The sequence below is a fragment of the Paenimyroides ceti genome (assembly GCF_030409925.1).
Map to the genome: position 1 here is coordinate 77,528 of NZ_JAUFQU010000001.1, position 15,988 is coordinate 93,515.

At 39.2% G+C, this 15,988-nt stretch carries 10 protein-coding genes, 2 tRNA genes and 3 rRNA genes; 6 read left to right on the forward strand and 9 right to left on the reverse strand.

Going from position 1 to position 15,988, the window contains the following annotated elements:
- Positions 1-616 precede the first annotated feature (616 nt).
- The 5 genes from QW060_RS00370 (at position 617) to rrf (ending at position 5,640) form a co-directional block, all read left to right on the forward strand.
- Positions 617-2,132, forward strand: a 16S ribosomal RNA gene (locus tag QW060_RS00370).
- A gap of 63 nt (positions 2,133-2,195) precedes the next feature.
- Positions 2,196-2,269 (forward strand) — tRNA-Ile (locus QW060_RS00375).
- A 97-nt stretch (positions 2,270-2,366) separates the two neighbouring features.
- Positions 2,367-2,440 (forward strand) — tRNA-Ala (locus QW060_RS00380).
- A gap of 124 nt (positions 2,441-2,564) precedes the next feature.
- A 23S ribosomal RNA gene (locus QW060_RS00385) occupies positions 2,565-5,446 on the forward strand.
- A gap of 82 nt (positions 5,447-5,528) precedes the next feature.
- Positions 5,529-5,640, forward strand: a 5S ribosomal RNA gene (gene rrf / locus QW060_RS00390).
- The 16S, 23S and 5S rRNA genes sit together here with 2 tRNA genes alongside, the layout of an rRNA operon.
- A 474-nt stretch (positions 5,641-6,114) precedes the next feature.
- Here rrf and QW060_RS00395 read toward each other — a convergent pair.
- From QW060_RS00395 to QW060_RS00425, 7 genes are all read right to left on the reverse strand, one after another.
- Positions 6,115-7,332 (reverse strand): AI-2E family transporter, encoded by a 1,218-nt coding sequence (locus tag QW060_RS00395; RefSeq protein ID WP_290361754.1) that lies wholly within the window; start codon positions 7,330-7,332, stop codon positions 6,115-6,117.
- A 14-nt stretch (positions 7,333-7,346) separates the two neighbouring features.
- Complete coding sequence (locus tag QW060_RS00400) at positions 7,347-8,003, reverse strand: CoA transferase subunit B (RefSeq protein WP_290361755.1); 657 nt, start codon at positions 8,001-8,003, stop codon at positions 7,347-7,349.
- 1 nt (position 8,004) lies between these two features.
- Complete coding sequence (locus tag QW060_RS00405) at positions 8,005-8,703, reverse strand: CoA transferase subunit A (protein WP_290361756.1); 699 nt, start codon at positions 8,701-8,703, stop codon at positions 8,005-8,007.
- Between the two features lie 77 nt (positions 8,704-8,780).
- The gene (locus QW060_RS00410; protein ID WP_290361757.1) at positions 8,781-11,126 is read right to left on the reverse strand and encodes a penicillin-binding protein 1A; all 2,346 of its coding nucleotides are present in this window, start codon (positions 11,124-11,126) and stop codon (positions 8,781-8,783) included.
- 12 nt (positions 11,127-11,138) lie between these two features.
- Positions 11,139-11,705, reverse strand: coding sequence for a gliding motility lipoprotein GldH (locus tag QW060_RS00415; protein ID WP_290361758.1), 567 nt, complete (start codon positions 11,703-11,705; stop codon positions 11,139-11,141).
- Positions 11,611-12,984 (reverse strand): PSP1 domain-containing protein, encoded by a 1,374-nt coding sequence (gene ricT / locus QW060_RS00420; protein WP_290361759.1) that lies wholly within the window; start codon positions 12,982-12,984, stop codon positions 11,611-11,613. The genes QW060_RS00415 and ricT overlap by 95 nt, the downstream gene beginning before the upstream one ends.
- Positions 12,985-13,328: 344 nt before the next feature.
- Positions 13,329-13,616, reverse strand: a complete 288-nt coding sequence (locus QW060_RS00425) for a hypothetical protein (RefSeq protein ID WP_290361760.1) — start codon at positions 13,614-13,616, stop codon at positions 13,329-13,331.
- 224 nt (positions 13,617-13,840) lie between these two features.
- Here QW060_RS00425 and QW060_RS00430 point away from each other — a divergent pair, with 224 nt between their 5' ends.
- Positions 13,841-14,536, forward strand: coding sequence for a S24 family peptidase (locus tag QW060_RS00430; RefSeq protein WP_290361761.1), 696 nt, complete (start codon positions 13,841-13,843; stop codon positions 14,534-14,536).
- 17 nt (positions 14,537-14,553) lie between these two features.
- On the opposite strand, the gene QW060_RS00435 is transcribed toward QW060_RS00430, so the two are convergent.
- Positions 14,554-15,039, reverse strand: coding sequence for a regulatory protein RecX (locus QW060_RS00435; protein ID WP_290361762.1), 486 nt, complete (start codon positions 15,037-15,039; stop codon positions 14,554-14,556).
- 1 nt (position 15,040) lies between these two features.
- Positions 15,041-15,913 (reverse strand): cupin-like domain-containing protein, encoded by an 873-nt coding sequence (locus QW060_RS00440; RefSeq protein WP_290361763.1) that lies wholly within the window; start codon positions 15,911-15,913, stop codon positions 15,041-15,043.
- Positions 15,914-15,988: the final 75 nt, after the last annotated feature.

Below are 15,988 nucleotides of genomic sequence, written 5' to 3' on the forward strand. Positions count from 1 at the left end.
TCTGAATAATAAAAAAAAAACTTCCCGGTTTTTTGAGGTGAAATTCACCTCTTGTAGTATTTTTTAAAACTTTGTTTGTTTTCAAAAAGTGGTTTTAAGCTTTTTTTGTTTGAAAAGTGCTGGGTTTAAAAAAGGGAATGCTGTTTTTTTTGAGGTTTTGAGTATTGTGAGAGAAAAAAAAGAGTGTTGTAAAATTAAGGTTACCAGCGTATTAAAATAAAGTTTAAAAAAGGTTTTAAAAAAATTAGGAAAGGATAAAAAAAGGGTAGTATATTTGCCCTCGCAATCCGCAAGAAGTTCTTTAAATATTAAGTAAGCCTTAAAAAAAATAACAAAAATAAATTTTGTTAGAAATAAAAAAAGGTTGTAGCTTTGCAACCCCAATCAAGTAGATAGGGATTGAGAAAGTTCTTAGAAAAGCCGTCAAAATATTTTAAAAAAAACTTTAGAAAAAGTTTGGTGGAAATAAAAAGAGTTTCTATTTTTGCACTCGCTTACAAAAACAAGCGAAGAGATAAAAAGACACGTTCATAGACATATTGGATTTACAGCATAAAGAGAGTAAGTAATTCGTAAGAATTGTTTTAACGCAACATCAAAAAATATTAAAAATTATACGATGAAGAGTTTGATCCTGGCTCAGGATGAACGCTAGCGGCAGGCCTAACACATGCAAGTCGAGGGGTAGAAGTCTTCGGACTTTGAGACCGGCGCACGGGTGCGTAACGCGTATGCAATCTACCTTGTACAGAGGGATAGCCCAGAGAAATTTGGATTAATACCTCATAGTATATTTGAATGGCATCATTTAGATATTAAAGTTCCAACGGTACAAGATGAGCATGCGTCCCATTAGTTAGTTGGTGTGGTAACGGCATACCAAGACGATGATGGGTAGGGGTCCTGAGAGGGAGATCCCCCACACTGGTACTGAGACACGGACCAGACTCCTACGGGAGGCAGCAGTGAGGAATATTGGTCAATGGAGGCAACTCTGAACCAGCCATGCCGCGTGCAGGATGACGGTCCTATGGATTGTAAACTGCTTTTATACGGGAAGAAAACGAGTTACGTGTAACTAACTGACGGTACCGTAAGAATAAGGATCGGCTAACTCCGTGCCAGCAGCCGCGGTAATACGGAGGATCCAAGCGTTATCCGGAATCATTGGGTTTAAAGGGTCCGTAGGCGGTCTTATAAGTCAGTGGTGAAAGTTTTTAGCTTAACTAAAAAATTGCCATTGATACTGTTAGACTTGAATTACTTGGAAGTAACTAGAATATGTAGTGTAGCGGTGAAATGCTTAGATATTACATGGAATACCAATTGCGAAGGCAGGTTACTATGAGTTAATTGACGCTGATGGACGAAAGCGTGGGTAGCGAACAGGATTAGATACCCTGGTAGTCCACGCCGTAAACGATGGATACTAGTTGTTTGGCCGCAAGGTTGAGTGACTAAGCGAAAGTGATAAGTATCCCACCTGGGGAGTACGAACGCAAGTTTGAAACTCAAAGGAATTGACGGGGGCCCGCACAAGCGGTGGAGCATGTGGTTTAATTCGATGATACGCGAGGAACCTTACCAGGGCTTAAATGTATTCTGACCGCTTTGGAAACAGAGCTTTCGCAAGACAGATTACAAGGTGCTGCATGGTTGTCGTCAGCTCGTGCCGTGAGGTGTCAGGTTAAGTCCTATAACGAGCGCAACCCCTGTTGTTAGTTGCCAGCGAGTAATGTCGGGAACTCTAGCAAGACTGCCAGTGTAAACTGAGAGGAAGGTGGGGATGACGTCAAATCATCACGGCCCTTACGTCCTGGGCCACACACGTGCTACAATGGCCGGTACAGAGAGCAGCCACCTAGCGATAGGGCGCGAATCTATAAAGCCGGTCACAGTTCGGATCGGAGTCTGCAACTCGACTCCGTGAAGCTGGAATCGCTAGTAATCGGATATCAGCCATGATCCGGTGAATACGTTCCCGGGCCTTGTACACACCGCCCGTCAAGCCATGGAAGCTGGGGGTACCTGAAGTCGGTGACCGCAAGGAGCTGCCTAGGGTAAAACTGGTAACTGGGGCTAAGTCGTAACAAGGTAGCCGTACCGGAAGGTGCGGCTGGAACACCTCCTTTCTAGAGATGGTTAAAACATTACTCTCGCTGTTAATTCAAAAAAAAAAGAAGTAAAAATTACAGAGTCTCGTAGCTCAGCTGGTTAGAGTACTACACTGATAATGTAGGGGTCGGCAGTTCGAGTCTGCCCGGGACTACAATTTTACTTAAAAAAAGGAAATTTTAGAAGATGAGTATGAATTACACATTCATTCAAAATTCAACATTCATAATTTAAAAGTTCAAAATTATAATGGGGGATTAGCTCAGCTGGCTAGAGCGCCTGCCTTGCACGCAGGAGGCCATCGGTTCGACTCCGATATTCTCCACTATTTCTGTTAGCTCAGAAAAACCGTTCATTGACATATTGGAAAACAAACAAAAGTAGAAAATATTTAAAAAATAAAGCACATTTAATATTTTTTCGAAAGAAAAGGTATTAGATATAGAGCACAATAAGCAAAATAAGGGCGTATGGGGGATGCCTAGGCTCTCAGAGGCGAAGAAGGACGTGATAAGCTGCGAAAAGCTGCGGGGATTTGCACACAAGAATTGATCCGCAGATATCCGAATGGGGCAACCCAATACATTGAAGATGTATTACTCCGATAGGAGGGCAAACCCGCTGAACTGAAACATCTAAGTAGGCGGAGGAGAAGAAAACAAAAGTGATTCCGTAAGTAGTGGCGAGCGAACGCGGATTAGCCCAAACCAATGTTGTTTCGGCAATATTGGGGTTGTAGGACCACAATATTTTATGCAAAGCGAATTAGAACAACCTGGAAAGGTTGACCGAAGAAGGTGATAGTCCTGTATAGGTAAGCGATGTAATAGATAGTGGTATCCTGAGTAGGTCGGGGCACGTGAAACCTTGATTGAATCTGGCGGGACCATCCGCTAAGGCTAAATACTCCTGAGAGACCGATAGTGAACCAGTACCGTGAGGGAAAGGTGAAAAGAACCGTGAATAACGGAGTGAAATAGATCCTGAAACCATACGCTTACAAGCGGTCGGAGCCCATTCGTTGGGTGACGGCGTGCCTTTTGCATAATGAGCCTACGAGTTACCGTTGCTGGCGAGGATAAGCACTTCAGGTGTGGATTCGAAGCGAAAGCGAGTCTTAATAGGGCGCTATAGTCAGTAATGGTAGACGCGAAACCGTGTGATCTACCCATGGGCAGGTTGAAGTTTGGGTAACACTAAATGGAGGACCGAACCGGTTGACGTTGAAAAGTCTTCGGATGACCTGTGGGTAGGGGTGAAAGGCCAATCAAACTCGGAAATAGCTCGTACTCCCCGAAATGCATTTAGGTGCAGCGCTGATAGAGTTTATTAGAGGTAGAGCTACTGATTGGATGCGGGGGATTCACCTCCTACCAATTCCTGACAAACTCCGAATGCTAATAAATGCTTATCAGCAGTGAGGGCATGGGTGCTAAGGTCCATGTCCGAGAGGGAAAGAACCCAGACCATCAGCTAAGGTCCCCAAATGTATGCTAAGTTGAAAAAACGCGGTTTGTCTGCACAGACAGCTAGGATGTTGGCTTGGAAGCAGCCATTCATTTAAAGAGTGCGTAACAGCTCACTAGTCGAGCGGACGAGCATGGATAATAATCGGGCATAAGCATACTACCGAAGCTATGGATTGTATATTTATATACAGTGGTAGGGGAGCATTCTAAACTGGGTAGAAGGTGATATGTGAGTATTGCTGGACTGTTTAGAAAAGAAAATGTAGGCATAAGTAACGATAATGCGGGCGAGAAACCCGCACACCGTAAGACTAAGGTTTCCTCAGCTATGCTAATCAGCTGAGGGTTAGTCGGGACCTAAGGCACACCCGAAGGGGGACGTCGATGGCCAACGGGTTAATATTCCCGTACTTCTTATAATTGTGATGGAGCGACGGAGTGATGAAAGTACCGCGAACTGACGGAATAGTTCGTTGAAGCACCTAACTATAGGTTTGATAGTCAAATGCGTCAGACTTGGTGAAATGCGATAGTACTCGGAGCCTTCGGGCAAAGAGATAGTGTACCTAAGGGCTTCCAAGAAAACCTTCTAAACATAGATTATAAGAACCCGTACCGTAAACCGACACAGGTAGTCGAGGAGAGTATCCTCAGGTGCTCGAGAGATTCATGGCTAAGGAACTAGGCAAAATAGACCTGTAACTTCGGGAGAAAGGTCGCCAGCAGCAATGCTGGCCGCAGTGAAAAGGTCCAGGCGACTGTTTATCAAAAACACAGGGCTCTGCCAAATCGTAAGATGAAGTATAGGGCCTGACACCTGCCCGGTGCTGGAAGGTTAAGAGGAGATGTTATCTTCGGAGAAGCATTGAATTGAAGCCCCAGTAAACGGCGGCCGTAACTATAACGGTCCTAAGGTAGCGAAATTCCTTGTCGGGTAAGTTCCGACCTGCACGAATGGTGTAACGATCTGGACACTGTCTCAGCCATGAGCTCGGTGAAATTGTAGTATCGGTGAAGATGCCGATTACCCGCAGTGGGACGAAAAGACCCTGTGCACCTTTACTATAGCTTAGTATTGTTCTTGGATAAGTGATGTGTAGGATAGGTGGGAGACTATGAAGTGGCGTCGCCAGGCGTTGTGGAGTCATTGTTGAAATACCACCCTTTGCTTATTTGAGATCTAACTCGACGTTGTTGAGGACATTGCTTGGTGGGTAGTTTGACTGGGGTGGTCGCCTCCAAAAGAGTAACGGAGGCTTCTAAAGGTTCCCTCAGCACGCTTGGTAACCGTGCGTAGAGTGCAATGGTATAAGGGAGCTTGACTGAGAGACATACAGGTCGATCAGGTACGAAAGTAGAGCATAGTGATCCGGTGGTTCCGTATGGAAGGGCCATCGCTCAAAGGATAAAAGGTACGCCGGGGATAACAGGCTGATCTCCCCCAAGAGCTCATATCGACGGGGGGGTTTGGCACCTCGATGTCGGCTCGTCACATCCTGGGGCTGGAGAAGGTCCCAAGGGTTGGGCTGTTCGCCCATTAAAGTGGCACGCGAGCTGGGTTCAGAACGTCGTGAGACAGTTCGGTCTCTATCTACTGTGGGCGTTAGAAATTTGAGTGGATCTGATTCTAGTACGAGAGGACCGAATTGGACAAACCGCTGGTGTATCTGTTGTTCCGCCAGGAGCATCGCAGAGTAGCTACGTTTGGAAGGGATAAGCGCTGAAAGCATATAAGCGCGAAACCCACCACAAGATGAGATTTCTTTAAAGGGTCGTGGAAGATGACCACGTTGATAGGCTACAGATGTAAAGGCAGTAATGTCATAGTCGAGTAGTACTAATAGCCCGTAAGCTTATGTGCTCTGGGAGTTGCTTTATAGTATAAAAGTCTTTTGTTTTGAATTTCATATATGTTAACTTATAGTGACGCAAGTCATACCGATTTAAGGTGGTTATTGCATCGGGGCTCACCTCTTTCCATTCCGAACAGAGTAGTTAAGCCCGATAGCGCAGATGGTACTGCATTTTAATGTGGGAGAGTATGTCGCTGCCTTTCTTTTGAATCCTCAATCATAATCTGATTGAGGATTTTTTTTTGGAATAAACTTAAGTATAAATAAGACCTGATTTATAATTATAAAGTGATGAAATGAAAAGCATCGCTTTGGACTGTCTTTATTATGTAGCATTAGAAGAGAATATATACTGCTTATAGGGATGTTGTAATAGCATGTATAAAGTTATGTAATGTCTCTCTATGGTGATTGCAAATAGTAGCTGACAGGATCTTTTAGTTTTTATAACAGCAGTATCATGAAATGTTGGTATACACAAAAGATAAGACTTTTTAAACATCATTTTTAAGCTGTTTTTTGCTGTTTGAACAGAGTTGTTAGATGAATAAGACAAAAGGCTCAAATAGCGATCTTATCTGTTGAATGGCATCAATAAAAAAGTCCCTGAGCAATTTACTCAGGGACTTTTTTTTATTATCTGTAAACCGAATTAATCTATTGATTTTACTACGGCTTTAAGACTCTTTGTTATCTTCCTTTTTTTCTTCAGTATCAATCTGATTTTTCTCATCAAATTCCTGATGATTTTGTTCTTCTGTCTGAAGATCTTCCGGCAGATCGTCAGGAGATTTTATTCCATACAGATATCGATCATAGGTATTTTTAAAGAAAGGTACAGGGGCACCTTCTTCACCCAATAAAAATCCATAAGGTTTTAGATCATTTACATTATCGAAAATTATTTTGCTGATCGCCAATAATGGGATGGCCAGAAACATTCCGGAAATTCCCCATATTGATTCTCCTACAATGATTCCGAATAAAACAAGAAATGAGTTTACCTGGACCTGAGATCCAATGATTTTAGGTGTAATAATGTTACCATCTATAGAGTTTACCACAATGACAGCGATGATTGCAAATAGGGCGTCTATAGGCTCTCCTGTGGCTAATGTTACTATGGCCGCGATTGATGTAGCTGTAAAAATACCTAAATAAGGAATAAGGTTTAGTATACCTGCCAATGCTGCTAACAGAAACGCATATTTAATACCGATGATCAGATAGGCAATGTACATGAGCGTAGTGACAATAACTACTTGTATCATCAGACCTATCAGATATTGTTTGATTATTTTCTGGATGTCATTTACAATTTTCATTACCGTAACTTCATTGCTTTGTCCGAAACAGGCTTTAATAAATTTTACCAGATGACTTCTGTAAAGCAGAATAAAGAAAATATAAAGAAATACGAATGTTGATGACATCAATGTAGAAGATATGGATAGTAAAGCATTTCCGACAAAACCAGTGCTTGCCTTTACCGTCTTTTCAGCATTTTCAGTCAGATATTCTAATTGTTCACTTTGTTTTACGCCAAAATGCTCATAAACAAAATCCTGTACATTGTGGAAGAGTGTCGTAAGTTGTTGTTGAAAAGCAGGTAAGTCATCTTTGAAATGGGCGATTTGTGTTCCTAAAAAATAGCCTACACCTACAATCAGCAGAACAAATAGAATGGGCGAAATCAATGAAGTAATGATACGCGGAAATCGAAGTTTTCTTTCAAAAAAATTGGAGATTGGTAACAATAACATAGCTACTAAAAAGCCAATTACTAAAGGCACCAATATGGATTGCCCAACGATGGATATATACGTCATCAGGCATAAACTTATTAAGACACAGGTGAGTCTTAGATAAAACGGCAAAATAATTTTCTCTTTCATAGCTTTTTTTGTTTTTATAAATCCATCTCAGGAATATCACCTTCAATGATAAGATGTGCTTCAGTTGCCTTGATGATATCATCCACACTTACTCCTGGAGCTCTTTCTAATAATTTTATACCATTTGGAGTAATTTCCATTACAGCGAGTTCCGTTACCACTTTCTTTACACAAGCAACTCCTGTAAGCGGTAAAGTACATTTTTTCAATATTTTGGACTCACCGGCTTTGTTTACATGCATCATGGCAACGATTATATTTTCTGCTGAAGCAACCAAATCCATGGCCCCCCCCATACCTTTTACCATTTTTCCTGGAATTTTCCAATTGGCAATATCCCCGTTTTCTGAAATTTCCATTGCTCCTAAAATAGTGAGGTCAACATGTTGTGAACGAATCATTCCAAAGCTTGTTGCCGAATCAAAAAAAGACGCACCCGGTAAAGTAGTTATGGTTTGTTTTCCGGCATTAATCAAATCTGCATCTTCTTCGCCTTCATAAGGAAATGGACCCATTCCTAATACCCCGTTTTCACTTTGAAATTCTACATTCATTCCTTCAGGAACATAATTTGCAACCAACGTAGGAATTCCAATTCCCAGATTGACATAAAATCCGTCCTGTAATTCTTTTGCTATACGTTTTGCAATACCTATTTTATCTAATGCCATTTTATTTTTGTCTTACTGTTCTTTGTTCAATACGTTTTTCATAGTTCTCCCCTTGAAAGATTCTCTTTACATATATACCAGGAATATGAATTTGATTCGGATCCAGGCTACCGACAGGAACCAGTTCTTCTACTTCAGCAATCGTAATTTTTCCGGCACCAGCCATACAAGCGTTGAAATTTCTCGCAGTTCCTTTAAAAATAAGATTTCCTGCTTCGTCGCCTTTCCACGCTTTTACAATGGCGAAGTCTGCTTTATAAGCTTCTTCCATTACGTACATCTTTCCATTGAATTCTCTTGTTTCCTTACCTTCAGCTACTTCAGTTCCAAACCCGGCTGGTGTAAAGAAAGCAGGAATTCCAGCTTGTGCAGCACGGCATTTTTCAGCGAGTGTTCCCTGCGGAGTTAATTCTACATCTAATTCCCCACTTAGCATCTGACGCTCAAATTCAGCATTTTCTCCTACATAAGAAGATATCATTTTTTTGATTTGTCTTTTTTGTAACAATAATCCTAAGCCAAAATCATCTACTCCTGCATTGTTAGAAATACAGGTCAAACCTGTTGTGTTTTTACGAACCAATTCTGCAATAGAATTTTCCGGTATACCGCACAAACCAAAACCGCCAAGCATAATGGTTTGGTTATCTTTTACATCAGCCAAAGCTTCCTGAGCGTTTGCTACTTTTTTATTTATCATAACTTTAGTTAAATCATTATTGGGAATAAATATAAAAAAAACGGCTTGATTAATCAGCCGTTTTTTTAAATTATTCCTTAAAAGTCAAATTCTTTTATAATGCTTTGAGTAGGAGGTGCCAAAGAGTCTTTTTTGCTTCCTGAAACACCACCAAGTGTATCATTGGCTACTCGTGATCCGCCTTTCCAGCAATCTACATTGATTGTTAGTGAAGCTGGCCGGTCAAAGTCATCTGTAGAAATATATAAATCAGGGTCTTTATAACATTTACGCATATAAATTGCCCAGATTGGCAGTGCCATTGTTGCTCCCTGACCGTATACAGTAGAACGGAAATGCGCTCCACGATCTTCATTCCCTACCCAAACTCCAGTAGCAAGATTCGGTACCATACCGATAAACCATCCGTCACTGTTGTTTTGAGTAGTACCTGTTTTCCCTGCAATCGGATTTTTGAAAGCATAAGGGTAACCTGTCATACGGTGATAACCTGCCCCACCTGCTCCTGTATAGCGCAAACGGGCACCGGAGCCACTTTCAGTAACCCCCTCTAATAATTTTACAATCGCATAAGAAATATCTTTACTCATCACATCTTTTGTTTCTGACTGTGATTCATAAAGCACTACACCATTTTTATCCGTTATTTTGCTTACAAAACGAGGTTTTACATACACTCCCTGATTTGCAAATGTACTGTAGGCAGCTACCATATCATTTACTGTGATCTCTACGGCACCTAAAGCAATTGCTGGTGAAGCCGGTATATCTGATTTTACACCCAGTTCGCGTGTCAGATCAATTACAGCTTTAGGTCCTACACGATCCATAAGCTTGGCAGTAACTGTGTTTAATGATTGCGCCAAAGCATATTTCAGGTTTACCAGACCGTAATATCTTCCTCCGGAATTTTTCGGAGTCCATGGCTGACTTATTCCGTATCTGCCTTTTGGCATTGTAAACTGTGAATCGTAGATAGAATCACACGGAGACATTCCCAACTGTTGCATAGCTGTAGCATATACAAATGGTTTGAATGTAGAACCTACCTGACGGGCTCCCTGAGCAACGTGATCATATTGGAAATGTTTGTAGTCGATACCACCAACCCAGGCTTTGATATTTCCTGTCATTGGTTCCATTGACATCATACCTGTTTGCAAAAAGTGCTTGTAATAGATGATCGAGTCACGAGGTGTCATAATGGTATCTTTTTCACCTTTCCATGTAAATACTTCCATACGGGTTTTAATTCCGAAAGATTTGATGATTTCATCTTCGGATTTACCCTGTTCGGTCATTTGCTTCCATCTTTCTGAATTTCTCATGGAGCGGTTTATGATCTTTTCGCTTTCTGCTTTTGAAAGATTTATAAAAGGAGCGTTTTTATTTCCTTTTTGCTGAATAAAGAATTCTTTTTGCAGATTGGATAAATGTTCCTGAACCGCTTCTTCTGCATAACGCTGCATACGGGAATCAATGGTTGTATAGATACGCAGACCATCTCTGTAGATATCATAAGTAGATCCGTCTTTTTTCGGATTTTCTTTTACCCATTTGCGCATATAATCTCTGAGGTATTCTCTGAAATAAGTTCCTACTCCTTGTGTATGCGTTTCGGGAGTATACGTTATTTTTATCGGAGCAGCCTGATATTTTGCTTTTTCTGCTTCTGTGATAAATCCGTTGCGTGCCATTTGGTACAATACAATATTTCTGCGTTTTTCAGAACGTTCCGGATTAAAACGAGGATTGTATTTTGATGGTGCCTGAAGCATACCTACAAGAATTGCAGCTTCGTCAATGGTAAGATCTTTAGGCGACTTATTAAAATAAATCTTGGAAGCAGAACTGATTCCATAAGCATTACTGACAAAATCAACTGTGTTGAAATAGTAAGCAATGATTTCCTCCTTAGTATATTGTCTTTCGAGTTTTACGGCAATGATCCACTCCATTGCTTTCTGAACAACCCTTTTGATGATATTGGAAGAACCTGAACTGCCGTGAAAAAGGTTTTTTGCCAATTGCTGGCTTATGGTACTCGCTCCACCACTGGTTCCTACTTTAAAGATCGCGCGTAGTGTTCCCTTTCCATCAATACCTGAGTGCTCAAAAAAACGTTCATCTTCAGTTGCCACAAGTGCATCTACCAGATGTTTAGGAAGGTCTTCATATTTGACCGGTACTCTGTTTTCTAAATAAAATTTTCCGATTGTTTTTCCGTCAACTGAAATGATTTCGGTAGCGACACTTGATGAAGGATTCTCCAATTCATCAAAAGTAGGCATGTCACCAAATACGCCCCAGCTGGCCAATAAAAAGAACAGTACAATTGCAATAAGAAAACCTGCAAATGCTTTCCAAAACAGCTTCAGGTATTTTTTTATTTCGTTATTCTGTTGATTATTAATCTTTTCCATTATTTGAAATTCTTATTTTTTTTCAATTCTAAATCCAATATCCGTTACGCCTTCAAGTTCTGAAACCCCTACCGAATCTCCCACTTTTCTGATAGCATGTTCTAATTCTATGGTATAGACTCCTGCTTTCTTAAAGCGATAGTTTTCCCTGAACCACAATTTGCTTTCTTTGGTGTCTGTAAAACCGTTTCCAAGCAGAGTACCATCCGGATTAGCCATCTGATATTGCAGGGTATCTACCTGAGCTTTGCCGTCAGGAGCAAAAACTTTAGCGATCAGATAAATGTTTCCAAAAGGATAACTGCTGTTATTTCTGATGTTAATAAACATATCATACGAACTGATTGTATCTGTTTGCTGAAATGTAAATTTTTTTATATCATCCTGTTTCCAGCTGCTGCCTGTTGACTGAAATTCATCAAAAAAATGCTTGTCGTTACACGAACTGATAAAGATCGATAAAGCCAACAAGGCAAAAAGACGTTTATTGATTTTTGTCTGCATCTCCATTTCTTTGTGGACGTGGTTTGTTTTGATTTGCTTGTTGCGAATTGTTTTTATTTTTATTGAACCGGACATTTTTTTTCTGTTTTTGCTGTCCTTCTGATGAATTATTATTGGTGTTTTTTTCAGGTCGCTGATTCTGATTTCCAGAAGGCTTCTGATTAGGGGTTTGTTTTGTTACGGGCTGCTTTTTTGCGTTTGGTGTAGCTGCAACAGATTCTGTACCCGGTTTTTTCTTGCGTACCGGTTTTTTCTTTCTTTTAGGTTGGTCAAACCTTGCAAGGCTGTCCTGACCTACTACATTTTGGAAGTTTTGCAGCGTTTCTTCTTTTTCTATTACATAATCTTCCACGGAAGATATTTTTTCCCCTTTTTTATTGAGCTCAATAAGTTCCTTTACCTGTTGCGCTTCCAGCATATACCAGTTGGCAAAATTTTCTGGGTAAGCAAACCACATGATACCTTTAAAAATATCAATTTTCTGACAGATAGCATCTCCTTTCTGTGTGCTGATTTTTGAATCAATTCCAGGAATATCTTTCAGAGCATCCAAATAAGTGTCCAACTCATAGTTGAGACAGCATTTCAATTTTCCGCATTGTCCTGCCAGCTTTTGCGGGTTTAAAGACAATTGCTGATAGCGGGCTGCAGAAGTATTGACACTTCTGAAGTCGGTAAGCCATGTAGAACAACATAATTCCCGACCACATGAGCCTATACCTCCCAAACGTGCTGCTTCCTGACGAAATCCAACCTGTTTCATTTCAATACGAATACTGAATTCACGCGCAAAATCTTTAATCAGCTGACGAAAATCTACACGCTCGTTTGAGGTGTAGTAAAAAGTAGCTTTGGATCCATCTCCCTGAAACTCGATATCTGAAATTTTCATTTCAAGCGCCAGTTTTATAGCCAGTTCACGGGCACGAACCTTCATTGGTTCTTCTCTATTCCGGGCTTCAGTCCAGATGTCCACATCTTTTTGTGTGGCTTTTCTGTAAATTTTTAAAAAAGGACCATTGAGATCTACTTTTTTCTTCTTCATTTGTACTTTGACCAATTCTCCGGTCAAGGTTACAATTCCGACATCATGCCCCGGACTTGCTTCTGTAGCAACAATATCTCCGATACTGAGGGTTAATTTTTCTGTATTTTTATAAAAGTCTTTTCTTCCGTTTTTAAAACGTACTTCAACTACATCAAAAGGTTCAAAACCAGAAGGAAATTGCATATTGGCAAGCCAATCAAATACTGATAGTTTATTGCAACTATCCGTTCCGCAGCTTCCTTTGCTGTTACATCCCTTTGGCGCACCTGATTCATCCGACTTTGTGGAACAACTAGTACATGCCATAATATATTTATCAACTTTCGTTGTTTAAATCAAATTAAAAATTAGGTAAAGATACTATTTTTTCGTTTTACTTGATTTTAGTTTAACTGCTTGTTATAATTAATACCAATCTTACGTTTTTATAGTAGTTTTTTTAAACAATATATCTAAGATAGGTAATTGCTTTGTTTTTTTTCTGATGTTTTACTTTTTTATCCATTGTATCGAAAGGTAATGTCACACAAATACTCTTTGGAATGATGAAACAGATTGATGATTTACCGTCGGATTGTTGTCTGATTTCATTTGAAATGGAACATGAAAACTTTTTTCAGATAATAATCGGAGCATATTTAAGTGTTATTTTATGCTGTTTTTTCATTGTGCTGTTTATATTTTTTTAATTCTCCTTTGAGGTATTCTACATGAGAGTTTAAACTATTTATTTTTTGATCCTGAATTCCGATAGTTGTTATTGCTACATTAAGCCGTTTCATGGCATCATCTAATAAACCCCTGTAAAATTCTGCGGCTGTTACTTCCGCTTTTATTTCAGCAGTTCTTATTTCGGCTTTATTTTTTCTTTTGGTGAGGAGCCATGTCGATAGACTCGGAATGAGGATGAGAGCTAAGTTTTGGATAATTTCTTTCATGATATAAGATGTTTTTTCAAAACAAATATATAGATAAAATTCTAAAAAATAATATTTTAGTTTAGATATAAATCTATTTTTTAAAAGTAAAGAAGTGTCTTATATGTTGTTAATTTATTGTTTATGCGGATTTTATTTATAAAGGAAAATATTTTATTTTGAGAAATATTTCATACTTTTGTTTGGGATGGAGAGAGCAACATTTGACATTTAAAATAAAGAGCATGAAAAAAATATCGATACAGAAAGAAAGAATTCTCCAGTTTCTGGAATTTAAAGGAATCAGTAAGAATAAATTTTATTTACAAACCGGAGTTTCCAATGGTACTTTAGATAAATCAAGTGGGCTTTCTATGGATACTGTAGAAAAATTTTATGCTGTATATCCTGAAATCAATCCTGAATGGCTGATAACGGGTAATGGAAGCATGATAAAAGATACAACAGAAGCACTTCAAATTATAGATAATGCCCGCAAAACAAAAGATTCTGTAGTTGTTGAGCAAGAAATACCATTATACGATTTTGAAGCAACAGCAGGTTTGAAAGAGTTATTCAGCAGTGAAAGTCCCAGACGCATTCTCGACACAATTAAAATTCCCAATCTTCCGAAATGCGACGGAGCTATAACTGTTACAGGAGACAGTATGTATCCGTTGCTGAAAAGCGGAGACATCGTTTTGTATAAAGAAGTTTCCATGGAGGGTATCTTTTATGGTGAAATGTATTTGCTCAGCGTCAAAATGGATAACTGGGAAGAATATATAACGGTTAAATATGTGCAAAAATCTGATTTAGGAAGTGCTTATGTGAAACTGGCAAGTCAGAATAGTCATCACCAACCCAAGGATATTCCGGTTGAAGCCGTTACTGCCATTGCGCTGATTAAAGCCAGCATCCGAATTAACACGATGATGTAATAAAAAACGAGCTTGATTTAAAGCTCGTTTTTTATTAATTCGTTTAATTTTTTTATAATCAAATCGTATTCATAGCCTTTCCGGATCAGATAATCCATAAATTTTCTCTTTTTATTGTTCAAAATGCTGTCGTTTAAAGTTTGCCATTTTTTTTCTGCCACCTGATGAAAGTGTTCTTCATAATTTTCTTCTTCCACTTCCTTCAAAGCTTTTTTTATGGCATAGTCAGAGATATCCCGGAGTTTAAGTTCCTGCACAATTCTGTTTTTCCCCCAATGACTCATGCGGTGTTTTCCTCTTGCAAAACTACGAGCAAAGCGCTCTTCGTTGAGATAGTTGTTCTCAATCAGATATACCATAATATGATCGATTGCCTGCTGAAACATTCCTAAATTTTTCAGTTTATTCAGTACTTCTTTATGGCAACGCTCCTGATAGCTGCAAAAATAGGCGGCTTTTTTCATCGCCTCTTCAACTGATAATCCCTGCTGTTGTTCTTTCAAATTACAGAATGCCTAAATTTTTATGTGTTTCTGTGATGGCGCGTTCATTCTTTTCATCAATCCATGCCTGACCTTTTGTTTTGCGCTTATAATTATCATAGTGGCGCATGATAAGCAAATTGTAGGCTGCTTTGATCAGGAATTTAGGATTTTTAGGAAAGGAACGCAGACTCATCGAAAAACCTGGTGTCAGATATTTCATGTAATGCCAGTATCCTTCCGGCATATACAGCATTTCACCGTGTTTTAAATTACAAATATATCCCTGTGCCTGTTTTAGTGCCGGAAATTTCTCAAAATCCGGATGGTCAAAGTCAATATCTTCCCTTGAAATAAGAGAATGGGGTATTTTGTACATAAAAGGGGTTTGATCTGGTGGAAAAATAACACATTGCTTTTCTCCATGAAAATGAAAATGCAGAATATTAGAATAATCAATATCAAAGTGCATAAATACTTTTGAATTTTCGCCACCAAAAAACAGCATAGGCATCTGTTTTACCAAACGAAGTCCAATATCCGGCCATTTATAATCGTTTTGTATAGCAGGTACTTCTTTCATAAGATTATAAAGAAATATTCTGTAATTGGTTGGCTCACGCTCCATTAAATCAATATAATCGCTCATCTTCATTTTTGCATGTGCCTCATTGAAACCATCTTCTGCGCGAACCGGGCGGTCATCATACAGCGGTACTATTTTTTCTCCCGCAACCTCTTTTATATAGTTCAAATGCCATTTCTCATAAGCTGGCCAATCTTCAGTCAATCTTTCAATTACCACAGGAATCTGTGGCTTAACATATTGTTGTATGAAATCTTTTTTTGAGATGGTCCCAACTCTATCTATAGTTTTTAAATTTAATGAGCTCATTTGAAATCTATTTAGAATAAATACAGATAACAAATTTACAAAATGATAATATAAATATGATGGTGTTTTTATAAT